General features: G+C 46.9%; 19 protein-coding genes. 12 read left to right on the forward strand and 7 right to left on the reverse strand.

Annotated elements, in window-relative coordinates; genetic code table 11:
• Positions 1 to 125 precede the first annotated feature (125 nt).
• From A8O23_RS19805 to A8O23_RS19830, 6 genes are all read right to left on the reverse strand, one after another.
• A complete protein-coding gene (locus tag A8O23_RS19805; protein ID WP_066625395.1) occupies positions 126 to 455 on the reverse strand; it encodes a hypothetical protein in 330 nt (109 codons plus the stop codon).
• A gap of 82 nt (positions 456 to 537) precedes the next feature.
• Complete coding sequence (locus tag A8O23_RS19810; RefSeq protein ID WP_153042299.1) at positions 538 to 1,176, reverse strand: hypothetical protein; 639 nt, start codon at positions 1,174 to 1,176, stop codon at positions 538 to 540.
• Positions 1,177 to 1,332: 156 nt separating this feature from the next.
• Positions 1,333 to 2,040, reverse strand: coding sequence for a CPBP family intramembrane glutamic endopeptidase (locus tag A8O23_RS19815; RefSeq protein ID WP_066625414.1), 708 nt, complete (start codon positions 2,038 to 2,040; stop codon positions 1,333 to 1,335).
• Positions 2,041 to 2,120: 80 nt separating this feature from the next.
• Positions 2,121 to 2,855: an Imm26 family immunity protein gene (locus A8O23_RS19820; RefSeq protein WP_066625417.1), complete on the reverse strand. Its 735-nt coding sequence runs from the start codon at positions 2,853 to 2,855 to the stop codon at positions 2,121 to 2,123.
• Between the two features lie 81 nt (positions 2,856 to 2,936).
• On the reverse strand, positions 2,937 to 3,419 hold the full coding sequence (locus A8O23_RS19825; RefSeq protein ID WP_066625420.1) for a hypothetical protein: 483 nt from the start codon (positions 3,417 to 3,419) through the stop codon (positions 2,937 to 2,939).
• 152 nt (positions 3,420 to 3,571) lie between these two features.
• Positions 3,572 to 5,035, reverse strand: coding sequence for a tyrosine-type recombinase/integrase (locus A8O23_RS19830; protein WP_066625423.1), 1,464 nt, complete (start codon positions 5,033 to 5,035; stop codon positions 3,572 to 3,574).
• Between the two features lie 138 nt (positions 5,036 to 5,173).
• Between A8O23_RS19830 and A8O23_RS19835 the strand changes: the two genes are divergently transcribed.
• From A8O23_RS19835 to A8O23_RS21355, 10 genes are all read left to right on the forward strand, one after another.
• Positions 5,174 to 5,512 carry a hypothetical protein gene (locus tag A8O23_RS19835; protein ID WP_153042300.1) on the forward strand — a complete coding sequence of 113 codons (339 nt, stop codon included), beginning with the start codon at positions 5,174 to 5,176 and terminating at the stop codon, positions 5,510 to 5,512.
• 105 nt (positions 5,513 to 5,617) lie between these two features.
• Positions 5,618 to 6,469: a metallophosphoesterase gene (locus A8O23_RS19840; protein ID WP_066625439.1), complete on the forward strand. Its 852-nt coding sequence runs from the start codon at positions 5,618 to 5,620 to the stop codon at positions 6,467 to 6,469.
• Between the two features lie 212 nt (positions 6,470 to 6,681).
• A complete protein-coding gene (locus tag A8O23_RS19845; protein WP_066625441.1) occupies positions 6,682 to 8,118 on the forward strand; it encodes a pyridoxal phosphate-dependent decarboxylase family protein in 1,437 nt (478 codons plus the stop codon).
• A gap of 16 nt (positions 8,119 to 8,134) precedes the next feature.
• Positions 8,135 to 9,226, forward strand: coding sequence for a flavin monoamine oxidase family protein (locus A8O23_RS19850; RefSeq protein ID WP_066625444.1), 1,092 nt, complete (start codon positions 8,135 to 8,137; stop codon positions 9,224 to 9,226).
• A gap of 91 nt (positions 9,227 to 9,317) precedes the next feature.
• Positions 9,318 to 9,497, forward strand: a complete 180-nt coding sequence (locus A8O23_RS19855) for a hypothetical protein (RefSeq protein ID WP_066625447.1) — start codon at positions 9,318 to 9,320, stop codon at positions 9,495 to 9,497.
• A 195-nt stretch (positions 9,498 to 9,692) separates the two neighbouring features.
• A complete protein-coding gene (locus A8O23_RS21665; RefSeq protein WP_161486772.1) occupies positions 9,693 to 9,836 on the forward strand; it encodes a hypothetical protein in 144 nt (47 codons plus the stop codon).
• Positions 9,837 to 9,988: 152 nt separating this feature from the next.
• A complete protein-coding gene (moaA, locus tag A8O23_RS19860) occupies positions 9,989 to 10,972 on the forward strand; it encodes a GTP 3',8-cyclase MoaA (RefSeq protein ID WP_066625544.1) in 984 nt (327 codons plus the stop codon).
• A gap of 151 nt (positions 10,973 to 11,123) precedes the next feature.
• Positions 11,124 to 12,329 (forward strand): molybdopterin molybdotransferase MoeA, encoded by a 1,206-nt coding sequence (locus A8O23_RS19865; RefSeq protein WP_066625449.1) that lies wholly within the window; start codon positions 11,124 to 11,126, stop codon positions 12,327 to 12,329.
• A 234-nt stretch (positions 12,330 to 12,563) separates the two neighbouring features.
• Positions 12,564 to 13,040, forward strand: coding sequence for a cyclic pyranopterin monophosphate synthase MoaC (moaC, locus tag A8O23_RS19870; protein WP_066625451.1), 477 nt, complete (start codon positions 12,564 to 12,566; stop codon positions 13,038 to 13,040).
• On the forward strand, positions 13,021 to 14,184 hold the full coding sequence (locus tag A8O23_RS21355; RefSeq protein WP_082883185.1) for an NTP transferase domain-containing protein: 1,164 nt from the start codon (positions 13,021 to 13,023) through the stop codon (positions 14,182 to 14,184). The genes moaC and A8O23_RS21355 overlap by 20 nt, the downstream gene beginning before the upstream one ends.
• A gap of 463 nt (positions 14,185 to 14,647) precedes the next feature.
• On the opposite strand, the gene A8O23_RS19880 is transcribed toward A8O23_RS21355, so the two are convergent.
• Positions 14,648 to 15,754, reverse strand: coding sequence for a PepSY-associated TM helix domain-containing protein (locus A8O23_RS19880; protein WP_066625453.1), 1,107 nt, complete (start codon positions 15,752 to 15,754; stop codon positions 14,648 to 14,650).
• A gap of 194 nt (positions 15,755 to 15,948) precedes the next feature.
• Between A8O23_RS19880 and A8O23_RS19885 the strand changes: the two genes are divergently transcribed.
• Both A8O23_RS19885 and A8O23_RS19890 read left to right on the forward strand, forming a co-directional pair.
• Positions 15,949 to 18,309, forward strand: coding sequence for a TonB-dependent receptor (locus tag A8O23_RS19885; protein ID WP_066625458.1), 2,361 nt, complete (start codon positions 15,949 to 15,951; stop codon positions 18,307 to 18,309).
• A 445-nt stretch (positions 18,310 to 18,754) separates the two neighbouring features.
• On the forward strand, positions 18,755 to 21,253 hold the full coding sequence (locus tag A8O23_RS19890; protein WP_066625461.1) for a TonB-dependent receptor domain-containing protein: 2,499 nt from the start codon (positions 18,755 to 18,757) through the stop codon (positions 21,251 to 21,253).
• Positions 21,254 to 21,408: the final 155 nt, after the last annotated feature.

The raw sequence follows: 21,408 nt of genomic DNA on the forward strand, positions 1-21,408 counted from the left end.
AGCAGGCTTTTGCCATTGTAAATTCCGGCGTTCCCTACCAACCGGATTTTAACAGAATTCCCGCCTAATTCCCTTGACTTTTAACAGAGTTCATGTTAGGGCACGTAATTTTTTAAATTTCTCCTCTATGCAAAAAAACCGATTAATCTTGTAGCAAATATTATAATGTTAATTGTTATAATGGTTAATAAAGAAGCTCTTAGATATTTGTTCTTGTATTTAAGTCCTTTGTAAGGAATCAATGCGACAAGTCCGCCAATAATAAATCCGATTATCGGTATGCTTATAAGCATTGTAATAAGAATCGCTCTAATCATCTGTCCGCTATTGGAATCGACATGTTCTCCCATCAAATTTTTAGCGTCGCCACCGAATATCCTTACAAGTCCGATGTTCAAAACAATTAATACTATAATTATCCAGATGTGCCTTGTTCTTTCTTGAGCTGAATACATTCTTTAGTATTTTTATTTCTTACTTATGTGCCCTAACGTACTTGTGTAAACGGCGGCGGAGGCCATCGGCCGATGGTGGCGTTTACACGTTGTTGGTGGTAGTAATTTTTCTCTTTTTATAGGCCAACACACTTAAAATTAAGTTAAGAAATATTGAGACGCCAAGAGCATAATATAAATACTTAGTTCTATCTTTTAAGTCTGAAAGGTCGCTGCCATCTCTTTCCAGCCTTTCTAATGTTGTAGTTTCAATCATCGCGAAAACTTCTGTCTTCGGCTGCTTGACGTCCCTTTCTTTAGAAATTTCCCTTAGCTCTTTTATCGCTGGTAGTTGTGAGAAGTTATCGGCAAGGTTCCTGGTGTTTGTGCAAGAATTTGTAAATGCCAATCCCGAGGGCATTTGGTGTCCGTAAATCACATATGTTTTACCGACCTCAAAAGAATACTGACAGGAATTGTCTGAATAGTCAAAAGAAATAATTCTCTGCCCTTTCTCGATATTTTTAAAACCCTCTAATATCTGGAAGTTGATGATTTTTAATTGCTGTCCATCTTTGTCGAATAACCTTGAGTTTTTGATTATTTCAGTTGCTTTTCCAACAAGTATCAAATCACTTTTCTCCCAGTCTTCCAAGGCGGTTTCAGGAGCTTTAGTACACATGCAACCGAAAGAGAATGTATATAAATGCAGAAGAACTATAGTAAGGAATATCTTTTTCATTATAGATATGGGAAATAGCTTGTCGGTTATAAATTCATTGTTTGTCTATTTCCCATAATATTTTATGTTATTTATTACCACCAACGGCTAGTATAAAAAACGTGCTAGGCCGTCGGCCGTAGTATGATTTTTATACAATGTTGGGTGCAGTAATTTTTATTTCATTATCAAATAGTAGATTAAACTGCCAAAAGCATTGACAATATTATGAGCAATAATACAAGGAAGTAAAGAGCCTGTTCTGGCCCTTAGCCATGCTAAAGCTATTGCGGCAATTGAGGTATATGTAAAAATTAAAATTGCTTCTGTTCCAGATGATTGAAAAATATGCAGGATGCCAAAAGGTAAAGCTTGTATAATTATCAATAGCCATATCCCTTTGCTTGAGATATTATGTTGCTTCGCAAAATATAGCATGAAACCAAAAACCAAACCTCTCAACCCGAGTTCTTCACCAAGTCCTGGCATGGTGGCTTCATAAAGATAATATTCTAGGCTGTTGAGTTCAGCTGGTTCATTTCCAATCATTCTCGCAATTACAGAAACAGTTATCACAAAGAATGCTGTGAGTATAGACAATAAAAGCCAACTATTATTTCGAGGTACAGATAGCCCCAATAATTCCTTAGGCTTTTTGAAAAAGCTTGCAAAGATTAAAACAACTATAATACTTATTATTTGTTGCCCCCATCCCATCTGAAAGTTTAGCCCTAAGGCTTTTTGAATTATAGAGCCTGCTACTACTGAAGCGAAATAGACTACAAATGAAATTACCGCCCAAAGTAAAGGCTTTCTTCTTGATGTGGTTAATGACTCTACTCCTTGCCAACTTGTGTTCACGTTACTAAATTTTATTTTTATCATTATTGCACCCAACGGCCTCGTGTAAACAATGTGCTAGGCCGTCGGCCGAAGCATGATGTTTACACCATGTTAGCAGAAGTTTATTTTATAGCTAATAACTCCTGTAAGTCATTTTCATTAGTCCAATTGCATGTTCTAAACCAATGGTAATTCGCCACTGAGTTTAAAGCATTTGCAGAAAAAGACCTCTGTCCGACTTGATATGAGTCAGAACCAGTAGGTCCTGTGTTTTTGTTTACCAGTAACTCCCCATTTTCTTTTATTTTCCAAGTCCAATTGCTTAAACTATTTGAGGTTACATGAAGGATTGTGACGATTTGTTTATCAATTAGGTCCTTAAATGATATTTGGTCAACTTCGCTTTTGTAATCAAATAATGCAACCGTAGGATGGGCTCCTATAATTTGTCCGAATGCATATGACTTATCTTGGAGTTCTAAAGAGAAAATATCACCGACTTTCCATTTTTGAGGTTTAGGAGCCTTCCAACTAACCAATTGTTTGTGTAGGTCTTCCAGATAGGCTTCGCTGAGCGAATCTAAACCTCCATTTAAATCAAGTCTTTTTAATTGCTGAGTTATTTTATAAATCGTCTCTGGACTTTTCGTCTGTATTCCACAAACCGTTTCTTCATAATAAAAGGTAGGCTGTGGTTTCAAAGTCAAGTCTTTGATTGATTTCTTAATTTTTTTAACTGCGTCAGCCTGATGCCTTACACCTAAATACTCTCTGAAGTCTCCATAAATTAAAAATGATTTTCTATCTCCGTCTGGTAGATGAATTTGAAATGCCTTTAGGTCAAGTTTGGTCATCATTTAAACTTCTGCTAACGGTCTCGTGTAAGCGGCGGCGGAGGCCGTCGGCCGATGCTGACGTTTATGCAGTGTTGTGCTACGTTATTTTAAACTAGTCAATTCTTCTGGGCCTCCATATTGAAAATATTTCTTCTTATATACCCTTAGCGTTCCGTCCTTGTCGTATTTCCAACTTTCTTTAAATAGCAATCCGTCTGAGTTATATTTTAGAAGTTCTATTTTCTTGCCGTGAGCGCCGTACTTATAAGTCTCGTATCCATACAAAATCATTTTTTCAGTGGGGTACCAGTTCCGCCTTATTAATTGATTCTTGTCATTATACTCAAATGTGTTTATCCACTCTTTTTCTATTGAGTTTGCTTGGGTTTGAAAGGTCTCTACCAATCTGTTGAGTGAATCATATTTACTAAAGTACCTTATGGCAATTTCTCCTTTTGGCATAAAGGCAACACGTTCAATTATATTTCCTCTTTCATCAATCTTTACATGCTTTCCGTAAGGACTTTCCTGACCGAATACACTCATAGGTAAAAGGATGATTGATAAGATGGTTAGTATTTTCATGTTAATGTAGCACAACTATTGTATAAAAACACCAGGTATACTTATCGGCACTATATCTGTAGGCAGAATAAGCTTTGCCTAATGATTTTTACCTTTGCGCTTTGCAAAAAAAAACTTTCCATCTCCACTTTATTGTATGTAAAACTACAATTTTAAAGAAGTTTATCAAGCGGACTCACAATTTTATCTAAAGCATAGGTGGTAACGTGGGTGTAAATCTCTGTGGTTTTGCTGTTTCTGTGCCCTAAAAGAGTCTGAATGTACCGCAAATCTGTGCCCTGCTCTAATAAATGGGTAGCAAATGAATGGCGAAGGGTATGAGGGGTGGCCTTTATTTGTATCCTGGCCTTCAAAACAGCGGCATTGAAAACCTTTCGTATGCTTTGCACCGCGTACTGGCCGCCGTATTGGCCTTCAAATAGCCATTCCTTAGGCCTGTATTGTTTGAAGTACGTTCGCAGGTTTTCCAGCAGCTTCTGCGAGAGGAGGGTAGTCCGGTCTTTCTTCCCCTTTCCGCCCCTGATCAATAATAAGTTGCGGGCAGACTGCACATCCGTTATTTTTAGATTAATTACCTCTCCAATTCGTAAGCCACCGGCGTACAGCAGTTGTAGCATGCAACGGTGCTTAAGGTTGTCTGTGGCAGCCAATATCTTAGCCACATCTTGCTTGCTGAGCACCAGGGGCAATCTTTCAGGTTTTTCAGGGCGCTCCACGTTGTTCAGGTTCACTTCATGTCTGCCCAAAACGCGTTGGTAGTAAAACTTCACCGCGTTAATGCTTTGGTTAACGAACGAGCAAGAGTAGGTGCCTGCCTGCACCATTGTACGGTGATAGGCATTGATGTCTTCTTCCCGAAAAAGCGAAATGGCTTCCAGACCTTTCTGGCTGTGCGCGTTCAGGAACCGGACCAGCAGACTGTGGTAGGTCCTGATGGTGTTCATGCTGTAATTGAGCAGGAACAGCTTCTCCAGGTAAGGAAGCGGGCAGCTGATGTAGGCAAGGCTTTTGCCATAGCTCTGTTCCCACAGTTGGCGCAGTAGGGTAACATCCTTCACCTGCAGCTCCTGACTAAGCCAAAGCCAGGCCACCCCATCCACATCACGTAGTAACGCATGTATGGAGTGGGCGCCAATGCTTACGGTAAAGCATTTTACTTCCTTGTTCCAGGTGGTGGACCCGCTGTTTTTCAGATGCTTATAAAGTGCATCGTTGTATTTGAAGGTAACCCCTACAACGGTGGTGCCGTCGGCCAGTTGCAAGGGCTGCAGACGAAGGACAGGCAATGAGCTTGGGCGGGGAAGCGGGTCATACAGCAGGGTCCCCGACAGTACCGGGGTGCTGCCGGAAGGCTTCAGACGTTTAGGGCGGTGCAGGTAGCGGGTGTTCACCTGTGCCAGGTTCTGAAAATGGCCGAAAGTGAGCTCTATGGCCTGTGCGGTGTGGTGCATGACAAAGCACTTGTACGTTTTGCTGTACTTTATCCAGGCCGCTTCTTTCAGGCGCTTGACAATAAACGGGTTTGGTTTGTGCCAGACGCGGATGTACTGGCGGCCCTCGTGCTCCAGAGGATTCAGGTAAACAACGGCTTGGGTGCTGGCTATCAGTTCTTTCATGGCTTAAAAGTAACCAGCAGCCAAGCCCTAGCCGTAAATTATACGTATAGTTACGTAAATATACGTAAACCTTACGGATAATGACGGGGGCGCATTATGGCAGAAAAGGGAAAAACTTGCCTTCATTGCAAGAAAACCATGACCGGTAGAGCAGACAAAAAGTACTGCTCAGACCAATGTCGGGCCACGGCCGCCCACGTACGTAAGCTAACAGAGCAAGGCGAGCGTTGGATACTCGAAATAAACACGCTCTTGCGCCGAAACCGCCAACTGCTCAGAAAAGCCAGCCCACAGGGCAAAACCACCGTGCGGCGGCAAGTGCTGGAGCTCAGCGGTTTCAGTTTCAATTATTTCACGCATTTGTACCAGGCCAAGAATGGCAATACCTACTACTTCTGCTATGACTATGGCTACAGGCTGCTGGAAGACGGCAAAATGCTGATTGTAAACTGGCAGCAGTACATGGCCAATTCCTGAGGCGGAGGAAGAAATAAGTTGCCGCAGAGAACCTGTCAGCCCTATTAAGGTAAACAGGTAATCAAAGATTAGCCGCCTAGCCAGCAGGCTTTACAAAATTCAGACATGAACAATAAATATTTTACGTGGGGGGCAGGGGCGCTGGCATTTGGCGCAGCGGCGGTTTTGCTGGATGCCCTGTTTTTAGAGAAGTATTTCTTTGACCTTAAAACGCATCATATTGGTAACCTGAGCAGTGCTAGAAAACTGAAGCTGGTCTTGCTCACCGATTTGCATTTAAAGAACCGACTATACCCATACCACAAAAGGTTGGCTTCAAAACTAAAACAGCTTCAGCCAGACCTGATCCTGATTGCCGGCGACACCTTAGATTCCTCCGGTAAAGCCGCGGTGGCAGACCAGTTTCTGGGTATGTTGCCCCACCACGTGCAAAAGGCAGCCATACTGGGCAACCACGATTACCTGGCCAAAGACAGCTTGTCTGCACTACAAAAGGTGTATGCGCAGCACAACTGCCGTTTGCTGGTAAATGAAACGGCAGCGTTTCAGGTAGCCGGCACCAGAGTAGTGGTCACGGGCTTAGATGATATGTTGGAAGGGGAGAGCCGGTTTTCAAAGGCAGTGGAGGGCGTTGGCAAAGAAGAGCATCATCTGCTGTTGATTCACAGCCCCTTGCAGCAAGAGAAAGCCATTGACACCATGAAACGCCTGAACCAGAATAGGCGAGAGGCCGAGAAACTGAACATCCGTTTCGTTTTCGCGGGGCATAACCATGGCGGTCAGGTGCGGTTGCCGGGGTACGTGCCCGTTTTACCAGAGAAGTCAGGTGACTATGTGGAGGGATGGTACAACGTAGAGCCTCCGTTCCTGTACCTTTCCAAAGGCTTCGGTACATCACGTTTGCCATTCAGGTTTGGTGCCAGGTCAGAAGTGACGCTGTTTCACTACCATGTGTAAGGAAAGCAGAAATATCTCTCTTTAGCTTTGGGCTTGTTTAAGGTATGGGCTCATACGCGAAAATGGCCATAACAAGAGCCGACATTTAAACATGTTCATGCTTCACTGTCTGTTTATAAAACTTAGTAGTCAGCTATCTTGAAGGATAGCCTGCTTTTTTGTTTTCTGAGCACCAAGCCCCGACCTTTGCAGAAACAGAAGGATATCATTAGATGGAGAATATATTGGACAAGGCGTTTTCAACAGAAGACTTTCGCCGTCAGGGGCACGAACTAGTGGAAATGCTGGCAGATTTTCTGACAGATGCCACTTCAGACCAGAAAGATATACACGTTATGCCCTGGCAAGATCCTCAGCAGCAGTTGGAGTATTGGCAGCAAGATCTGCAGAAACCTGCGGTTTCTCCGCTTGATCTTTTCAAAGACGTAATGGCCCGCTCTGTTCAGGTAAACAAGAAGCGTTTTGTAGGTCACCAGACTACTCCGGCTGTACCCGTTTCCATTCTTTCCTCGGCCGTAGTGGCTGCCCTGAATCAGGGGATGGGCGTGTATGAAATGGGCATGGTGGGCAACACCCTGGAGAAAGTAATGACCGAGCACCTGGCCCAGAAATTAGGATTTACCGCAGAGGCTTCCGGGTTTGTGACGTCGGGTGGTTCTTTGGGAAATTTAACCGCTCTATTGGCTGCCCGCGCCGCCGCCACCCAAGTGTGGAACAAAGGCTTTGAACCAGATCAGAAACTGGCGGTGCTGGTGTCTGAAGAAGCGCATTATTGCATAGACCGCGCCGCCCGTATTTTGGGCTTTGGAGCTGAGGGCATCATAAAAGTGCCCGTGAATAATAAGTTTCAGATGCGCACCGACCTGCTGGAGTCTTACTACAGAAAAGCGACTGCGGCAGGCAAGCAGGTCATTTGCGTGGTGGGTTGCGCCAGTACCACTTCCACGGGTTCTTTTGACGATCTGCAGGCCATTGCGGAGTTCAGCCAGCGGCATAACCTGTGGTTTCACGTAGACGGTGCCCACGGAGCGCCCTCTGCTTTTTCACCACAATACCGGCATCTGGTAAAAGGCATTGAGCAGGCCGATTCAGTGGTGGTAGACTACCACAAAATGATGCTGGTGCCTTCTCTGTCTACTGCCTTAATTTTTAAACGTGGCGCCGACGCCTACCGCACTTTTTCGCAGCGGGCCCAGTACCTGTGGTCAGAGCAGGAAACCGAAGAATGGTACAACGGCGGCAAGCGAAGCTTTGAGTGCACCAAAGCTATGTCGGTGCTAAATATCTATACCGTCTTCAGAACCTACGGCGAGGCTATTTTTCAGGAGAACATTGAGCGGCTGTACGGCATGGCCACTTCATTTGCCGCCCGCATCAAAACAAATCCTCATTTTGAACTGGCCACTGAGCCGCAATGCAACATTGTCTGCTTCCGGTACAAAGCGGCGGAAGATGCCAGTGGGTTGAACAAAGAAATAAGAAGACAGCTACTGGAAGACGGCAGGTTCTATCTGGTGCAGACTATTTTGAACGGCGAGCTCTTCCTGCGCACTTCTATCATGAACCCCTTAACCCAGGAACAAGACTTAGAAGAGTTACTGGCTGAGATTGAGAAGAAAGCTGCTGCCTTAGTTGAGTCAGTAGAATAGTTTTGCTGTGGTAGAAATGGAAGTGGAAAATGTGCCGGGTGTGGCAGACGTGATTATAGTAGGAGCGGGTTTAAGTGGTCTGGCTACCGCTTATTACTTGCAGAAAAAAGGAATAGAAGCCTTACTGCTGGAGGCACGGGATCGGGTTGGGGGCCGAATACATACCGTTGAAGCCAAGGGCAATGCCACGCCGGTTGAAATGGGCGCTACCTGGTTTGCCGATAAGCACCGTTACTTCATGCAACTGCTACAAGAGCTGGAGGTGCCGCATTTTCACCAGTTTCAGAAAGGAATAGGAGTGTTTGAAACGCATCCGGCAGAAGAAGTTCAGCTGTTCCAGGTGCCTGACACAGAGGAGGCCTCTTTGCGGGTAGCCGGCGGTACATCACAACTCATAGAGGCTCTGCTTTCTAAAGTGGGTAAAGAGAAGGTAGTGCTAAGTTCCGCAGTAAGTAACATTACCGAGCAGGGTGACCTGGTAGAGGTTACCTGCCAGACCGGGCAATCTTTCAAAAGTCGGCAGGTGGTGGTAACGGTTCCGCCGTATCTGGTTTCACAGAAGCTAGCTTTTGAACCGGCTCTTCCTGAGGGGGTGCTAAAGGTCATGCAGCAAACACATACCTGGATGGGCGAGTCCGTTAAATTTGCGGTGGAATATGCTTCTCCGTTCTGGCGGCAGAAAGGCTACTCGGGCTCAGTCTTCAGCCACGTAGGCCCCATTCAGGAAATGTACGACCACTGTAACTTTGAAAACACCAAGTATGCCCTGAAAGGATTTCTCTCTGCAGGGGCCGCTGCCCTAAATAGGGAAGAACGTGAACAGGCCGTACTGCAGCAACTCATAAAGCTGTTTGGGCCTGAGGCGGCTGCCCATGTCTCGTACACAGACAAGCCCTGGATAAAGGAACCCTTTTCGTACGCTGAATATAAATCCTACGTATCGCCACACCAGTACAATGGCCACCCTATCTATGCGCAACCGCTCATGAACGGCAAGCTCTTTTTATCGGGCACTGAAACATCACCGGTTTTTGGCGGCTACATGGACGGTGCCGTGTATAGCGGGTTATCAGCGGCAGAAAATGTTCTGAGGCAGAGGAACATATAGCAGAAGAAGCAGGCGATGGAATGAATTATGACCACCAACAGGTTGTTATATTGGCACACGTAAGAAGGGATAAACTAAACGCAGCATAGGAATGACAGAAGAAGAATTTGATGCGAACTATACCGCAGCCCTGGATGCTGTGTTAGAAGCCATGGCTGAACACGAAGAAATAGATCCGCAGAAGTTTTTCGGCATGACCTGCATACTTGAAAACCTCAGGTTCTTCAGCCCGGTTTTGTATGGGGCCATTTTGAATGCGAAGAATAAGTAAGCAATTTTAGGTTTTAATTATCAATAAGGCCTACTGCTGCAACTGCGGCAGTAGGCTTTTTGCTTGTATGGTAATGCCATTTATATAGCTGGTGTGTCAGCAGCCTGAGAGACAGATTAACCCTTTCTGGTTTGGGCCTGTTTTTTATAAAACACCCCAAAAACATGTAGCAGTTGGAGCGGTTTTTTGCCGTAAATGTACCTGAACCCAGGTTTGTGCACCTTTCGGTACCCGCGCGGCGGTAATAATACGTATGCAGAAACCGGGAACAACTTACCCATTCAGGTGCCAGTAGAAGTGACATTAAGTGACGTGATCTTCCGGCTGCAGAGCAGATAAATGTTTTCCCTAGCCCAAGATCCATCTGTTATTGCAAAAAGTGAGTAAAGTAAAATACAAGTACTTTGTGGCTGACTTACTCATTAACTGGCGATGAGAATGGTGGCCAAGCCAAAAATGACTAAATTTGATTTTAACCATAGTGATTGCACGTGCTGATTGACTCCCACGGAAGAAAGATTAATTACCTGCGGCTGGCCGTCACGGACCGGTGCAACCTGCGCTGCTTTTATTGTATGCCAGAGCAGGGCAACGACTGGCTGAGCCGCAAGGAATTGATGAGCTATGCAGAAATGCTCCGGATCAGTTCTTTGCTGGTGAAGATGGGCATTGAAAAAATACGCATTACCGGGGGCGAGCCATTTGTGCGGAAAGACATCATGCAGTTTCTGGCTTCCTTGTCGGCGCTGCCTGGTCTGCAGCAAATCTCCCTGACCACCAACGGCATACTGACCGCACCGCTGGTGCCTGACCTCAAAAAGCTGGGCATCTCCTCCATCAACCTAAGTGTAGATACCCTAGACCAAAACCGATTCTTTGCCATCACGCGCCGTGATGAACTGCCCCGCGTGCTGGATACCTTAGATACTTTGCTCCGGTATGATATGGACGTAAAGATTAACGCGGTGGTGATGGAAGGAAAAAACACCCAGGATATTCTTCCGCTCGTAGAGCTCACCAGAGACTTGCCCGTAAGCGTGCGCTTTATTGAGGAAATGCCTTTTAACGGAGGCGGTAATGACTTCAGCGGCCTTGCGTGGGACCATTTCAAAATATTGGAAACCATTAAAGAGAAATACCCGAACCTGCAAAAACTACCAGATCCTGCCAACGCCACCGCCTACAACTACGGCATAGCTGGGCATAAAGGAACAGTGGGAATTATTGCCGCCTACACCCGCTCTTTCTGTGGCACCTGTAACCGCATAAGACTTACCCCGCAAGGCTCCGTACATACATGCCTGTACGGTGGCGGCGTTTTGAACGTCAAAGATTTAATGCGGTCTGGTTATGGAGAACCTGAACTAGAGGCAGCTCTTACAGATGCCATTCTGAAAAAAGAGAAAGACGGCTGGGGGGCAGAGAAAGTAGCCGCCACTGGTCAACACGCTTCCATGGCCACTATTGGCGGGTAGTTAATGTTATATTCTGTTACCCGCGTTTTGGAGCTACTTTTCTGAAATCAGCCTGAAAACAAAATACCAAATGGTAGAAGCAGATACTGTCATTAGTGACAAAAATTAAATCTGCTTCTATAAGTACATAACATGCATCTCACCAAAAAATATGGTAACAGTTCAGGAAGCGGAGGCTATCATACGGGCACAAACCAGAGATTTCGGAATAGAAGAACTGCCTTTTGAGCAAGCCCTTAGGCGAGTGCTGGCCGAAGACCTGAAAACTGACCGCGACCTTCCTCCCTTCAACCGCGTGGCAATGGATGGCATTGCCGTTAAGTATGAGGCCATAGCGCAGGGTACTCAACGTTTTAAAATAGTTGGCACCCAGGCGGCTGGAGGTGCACCATTGGAGGTACAACAACTGCAAGATTGCATTGAAATTATGACCGGTGCTGCCTTGCCACCTTCTGTAGATACCGTTATTCGATATGAAGACCTGGAGATACAGAATGGCATAGCCACCGTGTTGACTGAAAATGTACATGCTGGCCAGAACCTTCACCGGCAGGGGCAGGATAAGAAGCAGGGGGAAGTGGTAGTGGCTGCGGCACAAGTTGTAACACCCGCGGTGGTGAGCATGGCTGCTGCGGTAGGAGAGACCCAACTGCGGGTGAAAAAGCTGCCCAAGGTAGTGGTGATTTCTACGGGCGATGAACTGGTGGACGTAGAACAAACCCCGCTGCCTTACCAAATCAGGCGCTCCAACAGTTATATGGTCAAGGCGGCGTTGCAACAGTTTCAAATAAAAGCAGACATGCTCCATCTGCCAGATGATATTGCGGCCACCAGAGAAGAGTTGCGGCAGTGCCTGCAGCAATATGAAGTAGTCATTTTGAGCGGGGGCATCTCGGCGGGTAAGTTTGACTTTGTGCCGCAGGTACTGGAGGAGTTGGTGGTGCAGAAGCGTTTTCACAAGGTGCAGCAAAAGCCGGGGAAACCCTTTTGGTTCGGGACGTATGGCCAACAAACAGTGGTTTTTGCCCTGCCGGGTAATCCGGTCTCTACATTTCTCTGCCTGCACCGTTACTGTTTGCCTTGGTTGCACGCTTCCTTAGGTTTGCCAGAAAAGCCAAAGCTTTTTGCCTCTTTGGCTCAAGACATTTCGTTTAAACCGCAGCTTTGCTACTTTGTGCAAGTGCAGTTGCATTTCAATGAACAGGGGCAACTATTGGCCACTCCCTTTGAAGGCAACGGTTCCGGCGATTTTGCCAACTTAATAGAAGCAGACGCTTTTCTGGAGCTACCACCGGAGCAAAGCGAATACAATAAAGGCGAAGTTTACCGGGTGTGGCCTATGAAGTCCTTGCTGTAGTGCGGTTGCTGTTTTTGGCTTGATTTTAAGAAAAGAGCTCAAAAACAGTTTTATGTCTTAGTTTGAAACAGTTTTACTCCTTCGCTCTGTCATCCTGAAAAGATCTTGGTGGCGAACTGTAGGAGAAATCAATTGAGGCTATTCTAGCCTGACTACTAGATATTTTCAAGAGGACAAATGAGTACGTAATGATCATGTGTTGAAGTGCTACCGCGATAAGAATTTAAATAAAATATGAGTGATTTTACCCATTTAGATGACAAAGGCCAGGCCACTATGGTAGATGTGGGCGAGAAGAAAGTAACGCTGCGTACGGCCACGGCCCAAAGCATTGTTTCTTTGCCCCCGGAAGTGCTGGAAAAATTTACCCAAGACGACATCCAGACCAAAAAAGGCTCTGTGTTTCAGACCGCCATTATTGCCGGAATTATGGCGGCCAAGAAGACGGGCGAGTTGATTCCGCTGTGTCACCCGCTGGGGCTGGATAACTGTAAAATAGAGATGCAGCTGAACGCCCGGCAAGAGCTGGAGATTACCTGTACCGCCAGCCTCACGGCTAAAACAGGGGTAGAAATGGAGGCCTTGGTTGGCGCCAGTGTGGCCGCTCTTACCGTCTATGACATGTGCAAAGCCCTGAGCCACGACATCGTCATCAAAGAAACTAAACTCATGCAAAAAACAGGAGGCAAGCGTGACTTCAAAAGAGCATAAAAAACATACCGCCATCGCTCGCCCCTCATACGGTAATTATAGCAGACAGGAGTGGGCGATACTAGGAACAAACTGCGGAGCCATCAAGCAATTTGCAGATACCGTGATCTCTGCACTGGCCCCAGAATTTGCCTGTGCTTATGTAGATGCCCAACATGCCATCCACGAGGAGGAAGCGACACTGCCAAGTCGTTTGGCATCCGGGGCCATTGCAGAATACACTGATAATATCAACCATCACCAGTTCGTAATCAACCAGCCGCTGAATCATTTTCAGTTCCGGCAGTGGTTCGCTGGTGCCGATGCGGTACTGGTAAACGGCAATCACCATCAGGCCAAAGCGCAGGTTGTAGTGCTAGATGCAGCTAAAAAAGCTTCACTCCAGAAAAGACTTCCGCAGCTGACGGACGTGCAATTGTTCCTGTTGGCTGAAGGAGTAGAAGAAGTCTTTGATTTTGTGCAGGAGGCAATTTCGGACTGGCAGCAAATACCGGTATTCAGGTTATCAGAAACAGATAAAATTGTTGCCTTCTTCCAGAAACAGCTGGCGAAAGCTACACCTGTTTTGAATGGACTGGTGCTGGTGGGCGGCAAAAGCCTGCGCATGGGTCACGACAAAGGAGCCATTGCCTGGCACCAGAAAGAACAGCGGTATTTCATGGCTGATTTACTACAAAAGTTCTGCAGCGAAGTATTTATTTCCTGCCGACCGGAACAGCAAACAGATATTGACAGCGCCTACCATACACTCCCCGACACCTTTACTGATGTGGGCCCATACGGAGCCATCTTGTCCGCCTTCAGAGAGAAACCAGATGCCGCATGGTTGGTGGCAGCCTGTGACTTGCCTTTGATGGACCACACCACGTTAGAGTACCTGACCCAGCACCGCAAGGTATCTGCCACGGCTACTACTTTTGTAAGCCCCCATGATAATTTCCCCGAGCCGCTCATTACCATTTGGGAGCCGAAGAGCTACCCGCAGCTATTAGCGTTCCTAGCGCAAGGCTATACCTGCCCCAGAAAGGTGCTGATGAATACGCCTGTTCAACTTTTATCACCACCTAGGCCAGAAGCATTGCTAAACGTCAACACCCCCGAGGAGCTTGAACAGGTAAAGCAGTTGCTTCTTCAGAAGCCTTAAAATTTACCTTGTCTTAAGTAAGTCTATTTATGGTTGTTCCTCGCTTGTTTTAAATATTAAAAGCAAACGCTCAATACCATCTGAATAGCCAAGAACGCTTTGAACACCTATAGGGTCTGCAAGAAAAGATTCTCCCCTTGAGGGGAGCGTAGAGGGGTGTTTACACCTGCCGGTCCTCGCATTGCGGATAAATCTTTAAATGCAAATTAAGAGATACCATCTTTTCAGGAATGCCTTCTCTCCTGTGTAAACACCCCACTTTATCTCCCCTCAAAGGGTAGAATCCACTTATATTGGGCGCTGACTGATTCAATTCTAGTCTTGAGACACATTCAAAAAGAAAAGAAGCAATTGCTACTACCACAGACACGTGCAGGTCTTCCATGGGCCGTGAAATAATGGGTTCGGGTGTTTTAGAGGCGTTTTTAGAAAAAGAGGGCTAAAACAGTCTTCTTGATCTAAATTAAGCAGGAGTAACCAAACGGTTCACTTTCTGAGAATGCTTCATAGGTCTCCCTTTTTTAGAAGCGCTTCTCCTGAACCGCCAGATAACAAAACCAGAAATAGCCAGAATACTCGGCATAAACCCAAAGAAGCTGTAGAGTAGCTTAACACCAAGTCCGGCATAATCCCCGAAATGGAGAGGTTTGAGTACGGAGAGGGCGCGTTGGTACCAAGTCTTGTCGCGGAGGAAATTGACGGAGGTGACGGCACCGGTATTAAGATCTACTTGAATGTTGCTGTATGTGCGGCCGTAATAGGCTGGGTCGTCTTGCAGTTTTCCCAAAACAGAAAGAGAGTTACCAGCCATGCGCAGGTAGTTGATCTGAAAGTGAGGATGCTCTTTTCTGATTTTCTCCAGAGTAGTATCTATAGACACAGGAGAAGCGGTTATGCTGGAGCTGGCAGGAGCAGGGCTAAGGGCGGCCAGTACAATGGTGTAGGCAATGTAGCTGCCAGTCACACTGAGCAGCAGGTTGAACACCAGACTCCAAACGCCCACAATCCGGTGCAGGCTGGAGAAAAAGGAGCGTCGGCTTTTAAAGGAGATGGTTTGCCTGAAGCTTAGCACTTTCATAATAGATTTCCGGTACAGCAGAAATCCCGTCACTGTTAAAGCCACCAAACTTAATCCACCCAGCAGCACCAGAACCTTGCCCGTCTTACCCATGAGCAGGTTGTAATGAGTATCCAGCAACACGTGCACCAGCCGCTTGTCCGCCCGCTGAAGGGTTCCCAAGGTTTGGCCGGTTTGGGGGTGGGCAAAGATCCATTGGCGCTTGCCATCTTGCCTGATTTCATACTTAAGGGCTTGGATATTGCTTTGCGGGAGCTCCGGAATTCTGAGGTCTCCCTCTGGAAAAGATTTTCTTATGTGTTGGAAAGAAGCGTCTATTCTCAACTTTTCAGCAGGGGCAGGCAGGGTAGAGAGAGCCACGTGCTGCGCGTGGTCAATCTCGTGGTGAAAAACCAGCACGGTACCGGTTAAGCTGGAAATCAGCAGAAACGTTCCCGCCCAAAGCCCCAGCCAATGGTGAATAGAAAAAGTCCGTTTGGTTCTTTTCTTCATGTTGTGTTATCTCTTCCTGCCTCTGCAATACTTGCTGAAAGTCAGGTGCATCTACAGAGATAAGGCAAAACTAAGATTGAAATTCAAGTCTTCCCAGAATTATCTGGAATAAATCTAAATAAAATTTGTGGATTTAAATTGGCTTTTTACTTTTGCCGCACCAATCTATTTGTAATCGTTCTAAATAATAAACTATGTTAAAAGCCTTACCCCTTTATGTATGCTTCATGTTTCTGTCTGTGGCTGTTTGGGCCCAGCAGGGTAGCATATCGGGCAGAGTAGTAAACCCGAACAAAGAGGCAGTGCCGTATGCCAGTGTTTTCTTAAAAGGCACCAATAGCGGAACTGCCACCAATGACCAAGGCGAGTTTAAGATAGAAAACCTTAAATCCGGTCCTAAGCAATTAAGTATTACTGCGGTAGGGTATGGGGCCAAAACAGTGGATGTGCAGGTGGCGGAAGGGGAGAATACCAGCGTAACAGTAACATTGAGCACCAACCAGCAAGGTCTGAATGAAGTGGTGGTGTCGGCTAGCCGTGTACCCGAAAACATAGATAAAATTCCCTCTTCGGTGACCGTACTTTCCAGAGAAGCCATTGAGCAGGATTTGATGATTTCCACCAACGTGATTGATATTTTGAGTAACCGCGTGCCGGGTCTGGCGCCCAGCGGAGGAACCAGCAGCAATTGGGGACAGACGCTCAGAGGCCGAGCCATGTTGGTGATGATAGACGGCGTGCCCCAGTCTACGCCGCTAAGAAACGGGGCGGTAGACATGCGCGCCTTGGACCCCGATGCCATAGAGCAAATAGAAGTCGTAAAAGGAGCCACGGCCATTTACGGAAACGGTGCGGCTGGCGGCCTCATCAACTACATCACCAGAACCCCGCGTCAGCAGAAGCTACTCTCGTCCAGAACCACCTTGGGCATGACTGGCTCTTTGGTAGATTCAGACAATAGCATTGGCGCACGCGTAAGTCAGCTGTTCTATGGAAAGTCTGGTAAGTTTGATTACGTGGTGAGCGGTGCCTATGAGCAAACCGGAGAGTGGAAAGACGCTGAGGGTGATGTTTTGCCTCCGGATTATGGCTTGGGCGAGACTGATTCGTACAACGGCTTTGTGAAATTGGGCTATGACTTTACCCCGTTCAAAAGACTGCAACTTACCTATAACTATTACAGCAGCGAGCAGAAAACTAACTACGTGCCCCTGTACGGCAACTACCGCGAAGGGCAAAAAACCAGAGCGGTGTTAGGCCAAACCTTGGGTGTTCCGCAGGGCGTGCGCTCCAACCAGAACCTGAACGCGCGATTCTCCGGCGATCACGCCTTTTTGGACAGCCATTACGAAGTTGATGCGTATTATCAGGCCGTTGACAATGTGTTTTTCTGGTCTACCTCGTTTGAGTTCGGAGGCCAGTCAATGGTGTCTTCTGAGAAAAAAGGAATAAGAGCCTTAGCCAGCACTCCTTTTGCGCTTGGCGCAGCCGTGAACGGCGACATTACCTACGGGTTTGACGTGCTGAACGACATCACCTCTCAGCCATTGGTGGACGGCCGTGTGTGGGTACCGGAGATGAACATGCTGAACTTAGCACCTTTCGTACAGCTGAAAACCACTGTAGCCGAAGATTTAATTTTGAAAGGAGGCTTTCGAGCCGAGAAAGTAAACATTGAAGTAGAAGATTACACCACGCTCCGGACCGTAAATCCGTCTACCGGTCAGATTGACAACCCTGGCTTTAATGTAAAAGGTGGTGAGTTGGGGTATAATGCTTACCTGTTCAACGTGGGGCTGCGCTATAATAAACTGCCAATCTTTACGCCCTACGCCAGCTTCTCACAAGGCTTTTCCGTAGCCGATGTAGGCGTAATGTTGCGGTCAGCCCGCGTAGATGACATCAGTAAAATCAGTACAGAGGCCATAGTGGTGAACAACTATGAAGCCGGTTTCGTGAGCCAGTTGGGTAAGCTTCGGTTTGAGGGCGTAGGGTTTATCAGCACCTCTGAGCTGGGCTCTAGCGGGCAGTACAAAGACGGAGTGTTTGTGGTCATGCGCACCCCCGAGAGAATCCATGGTTTTGAGGCCATTGCCGATGTGCATCTTTTAGAAAACCTGAATGTGGGCGCTACCTATTCTTACGTAGAAGGGAAAATGGACGTAAACCAAAACGACCAGTTTGATGACACCGAAGACGTTTACCTGGGCGGCGAACGGATTTCACCTCCTAAATACACCGCTTATTTAAATTACAGCCTGCTGAAAAATCAACTCATGTTCAACCTGCAGTACACTGGTATAGGAAAACGTGATCGGTTTGACCGTAACGAGTCCGGTACCTACAATTTCTATCAAGGCCCTATTGACCCGTACCAACTGGTGAACCTGTCGGCCAGCTATCAGCTAACTAAAAACACTCGGTTTAACATAGGCATTGAGAACCTACTGAACGAAGATTATTTCCCGGCCCGCGCGCAGTGGTTTACTTCGCCTACCATGTATAATAAGGGGAAAGGAGCGGCATTCAATGTATCTATGGTAGTGGAGCTATAGTTTTTCCTGATACAATTGAAACAGAGCCCAGCCACTTGGTTGGGCTCTGTTTTTATGTTCTGGTGAAAAGCAAGGGAATGGAGATTACTGCTATTGGCGCAGACACTTGCAGGTCTGGAAGAAACTGCGAGGTCTTTTGAGCGGGCGTTATTAACCTGTTTTTCAGAAAACAGGCCTAAAACAGATACATTCTTCATTGGCTTTGCCATCAAATTACTTCGCACTCCTGCACCCCAATTTCATCACATTCTCAAAGGCCCTTTTCTGCCATTTCCAACGTCCATCACATAATTTGGGGCATCTGTCACATTTAGTTTCTGAAGGTTTTAAAGCTACCTAACCTTGAAGTGTTAAAGCGCCTGACTTATCAGCTTCTGCAATCTTCCTGCAGAACCTGATAAAGCAGAGCCAAAGCTATCCAACTGCCAAATTAACCTTCAAGACCATGAAAAAAACTTTACTAATGGCGCTGGCCGGAATAATAGCCGCGCAGCCACTCTTTGCGCAGGGGCCGCAAAACAAACCTGAGCCTTCAAAGCCAATAATGGAAACCGGTACCGCCTGGGTTAAAGGCAAAGGAGAAATTGCCGGTGTCATTCTGGATGAGACCACCAAAACACCTATTGAGTTTGCCACGGTAGCCCTGCAAGACAAAGCCTCTGGCAAAACCGTTGATGGCACTATTTCTGATGCCAAGGGGAAGTTTCGGCTTTCCAAAATAGCACCGGGTCAGTACAAACTTTCCATCAGCTTTATTGGGTACGAGGCCAAGGCGGTGGAAATGCTGACCATTGAAGGGAAAGAAGAAGTAAATGTAGGAGTGGTAAGCCTTAAGCCCGATGCGAAACAGCTGCAGGAGGTAGAGGTGGTAGGGGAGAAACTGTTGCTGGAAGACAAAGTTGACCGGCTGGTGTACAACGCTGAAAAAGACCTGACCAATACCGGCGGAACAGCCTCTGATGTACTGAAGAAAGTGCCTGGTTTAACGGTTGACCTTGACGGAAACCTGGAGTTGCGGGGAAGCACAAACCTGAGGGTGCTCATCAATAACAAACCTTCGGCTATTATGGCGGCCAGTGTGGCCGATGCCCTGCAACAGATACCGGCAGATCTAATTAAAAGCGTGGAGGTAATTACTACTCCATCCGCCAAATACGACGCCGAGGGAACGGCAGGAATCATCAACATCATCACCAAAAAGAACAATCTGCAAGGCTTGAATGGCAACGTAAACTCCACGTTCAGCAACAGAAACATAGGCACTAACGGCACCATAGGCTACAAGAAAGGTAAGGTGGGGCTGAACATGGCACTGGGCCAGAGCTGGCGCAACAATCCGTTAGAAAGCATACGCGAAACGGAATACCATACCCTTGAAAATCTGGATCGGTTGTCCCAGACCATGAACGGCAGACGTGAGGGGCAATTCAGAATGCTGCAGTTAGGCGCTGACTATGAACTGACAGAGAAGAGTTTTCTGTCGGCTGGTCTTAGAATGATGGCTGGTGAGTTCTCTTACCAAAGCACGCTGCTGTCTACCCGCTTTGCAGATGGACAACTAATTGGGGCGAACACCCGGCGCAGCCGCAATGACTTCGATAACCTGAACTACGACTTGAACCTTGATTTTACAAGGCAATTTGCCAAACCAGGGCAGGAATTGACTGTGCTGGGTCTGATAAGCCGCAGCAACCGTAACTTCATTAATTCAGCCAATGTCTATGACCGCCAAAACCAGCTTGATTTTCGGGAGCAAAGCCCTAACGAAGCTTATAACGAGGAGAAAACACTGCAGGTAGACTATGTGCTTCCGCTCAAGAACAAGCACCTGTTGGAAGTGGGCGGAAAAGCCATTTGGCGGTACGCCGAAAGTGACTATCAGTTTTTAGTGGCCCAACCTGCTGGCGCTGAATTTATGGCGGTGCCGGGTCAGTCAGACGTGTTTTCTTATCACCAAAACGTTGGGGCGGGGTATGCCAGTTATGAATTCACCCTGAACAAGAAATTCAGCTTTAAAGCCGGTGTCCGCTATGAACATACTTCCGTCTACGGTGACTTCACTTCTACCCAAACTCAAGTAAAACAGCAGTACGGCAACTTCATTCCCAGCCTGGCCATCTCCAGAAAAATTAAGGAAAACCAGACCATTAAGTTCAATTACACCAAACGTATACAGCGACCGCAGCTGTCGTATTTGAATCCGTTCGAGAACCGCACCGACACCTTCAATATACAGGTCGGGAACCCGCATCTGCAGGCTGAAATAACTGATTCTTATGAGTTTGGCTACAGTGCGTTTACCAAGAGCGGCACCTCTGTGAACGCCACTTTCTTTTGGCGACAAACCGATAATTCCATTGAGCCTTATCTGGTGCCTACGGCAGAAGGAGTAAACTACCAGCGCTTCGGGAACATTGGATACAACGCCAGCTACGGGCTCAGCTTGTCGGCGGGTGCAAAATTTCTGAAGAAGGGCAATGTCAACAGCAACCTGAACATCTTTTACATGGACATGGAAAGCAGAAGCTCGGAGCTCAGAATGGCTAATTCCAGCATGATGTATTCGCTGAACATGAATGTCTCTTACGCTTTCAGTAAAGGGTTTGCGGCGCAGGCATTTGGGCAGTACGTGGGCAGCCGGGTCATGCTGCAAGGTAAAACGCAGCCGTTCACTATGTACAATCTGGCGGTGAAAAAAGATGTACTGCAAAAGAGAGGCAGCATTACCTTGGGAGTAGACAACATTTTTTCCAGCTCCCTGAGGCAAGGAAGAACTTACCGAACACCAGCCTTTGACCAAGCCTATGACCAGTATATTTTCAACCGTCAGGTGAAGTTGAGCGCCAGCTATAAATTCGGCAAGGCGAACGGCAAAAGCCAGCCACGCCGCAAAAAGAAAATCAACAATGATGACGCCAAATCAGATGATGGTGACAATGGCTAAGCTGCCGGTAGCTGCACCCGAAGATATTATAGTCGGCTGCACCAGGTAAGCGGAAAGAACTCGTTTTGAGGCTGTTTTTTCAAAAACAGGCTGAAAACAGCAGGTAATGCTGTGGTGCTGGAAAGGGTAAGGTTTTGGTAGCTCGCCGTGGTACG

Source organism: Rufibacter roseus (assembly GCF_001647285.1).
GTDB lineage: Bacteria > Bacteroidota > Bacteroidia > Cytophagales > Hymenobacteraceae > Nibribacter > Nibribacter roseus.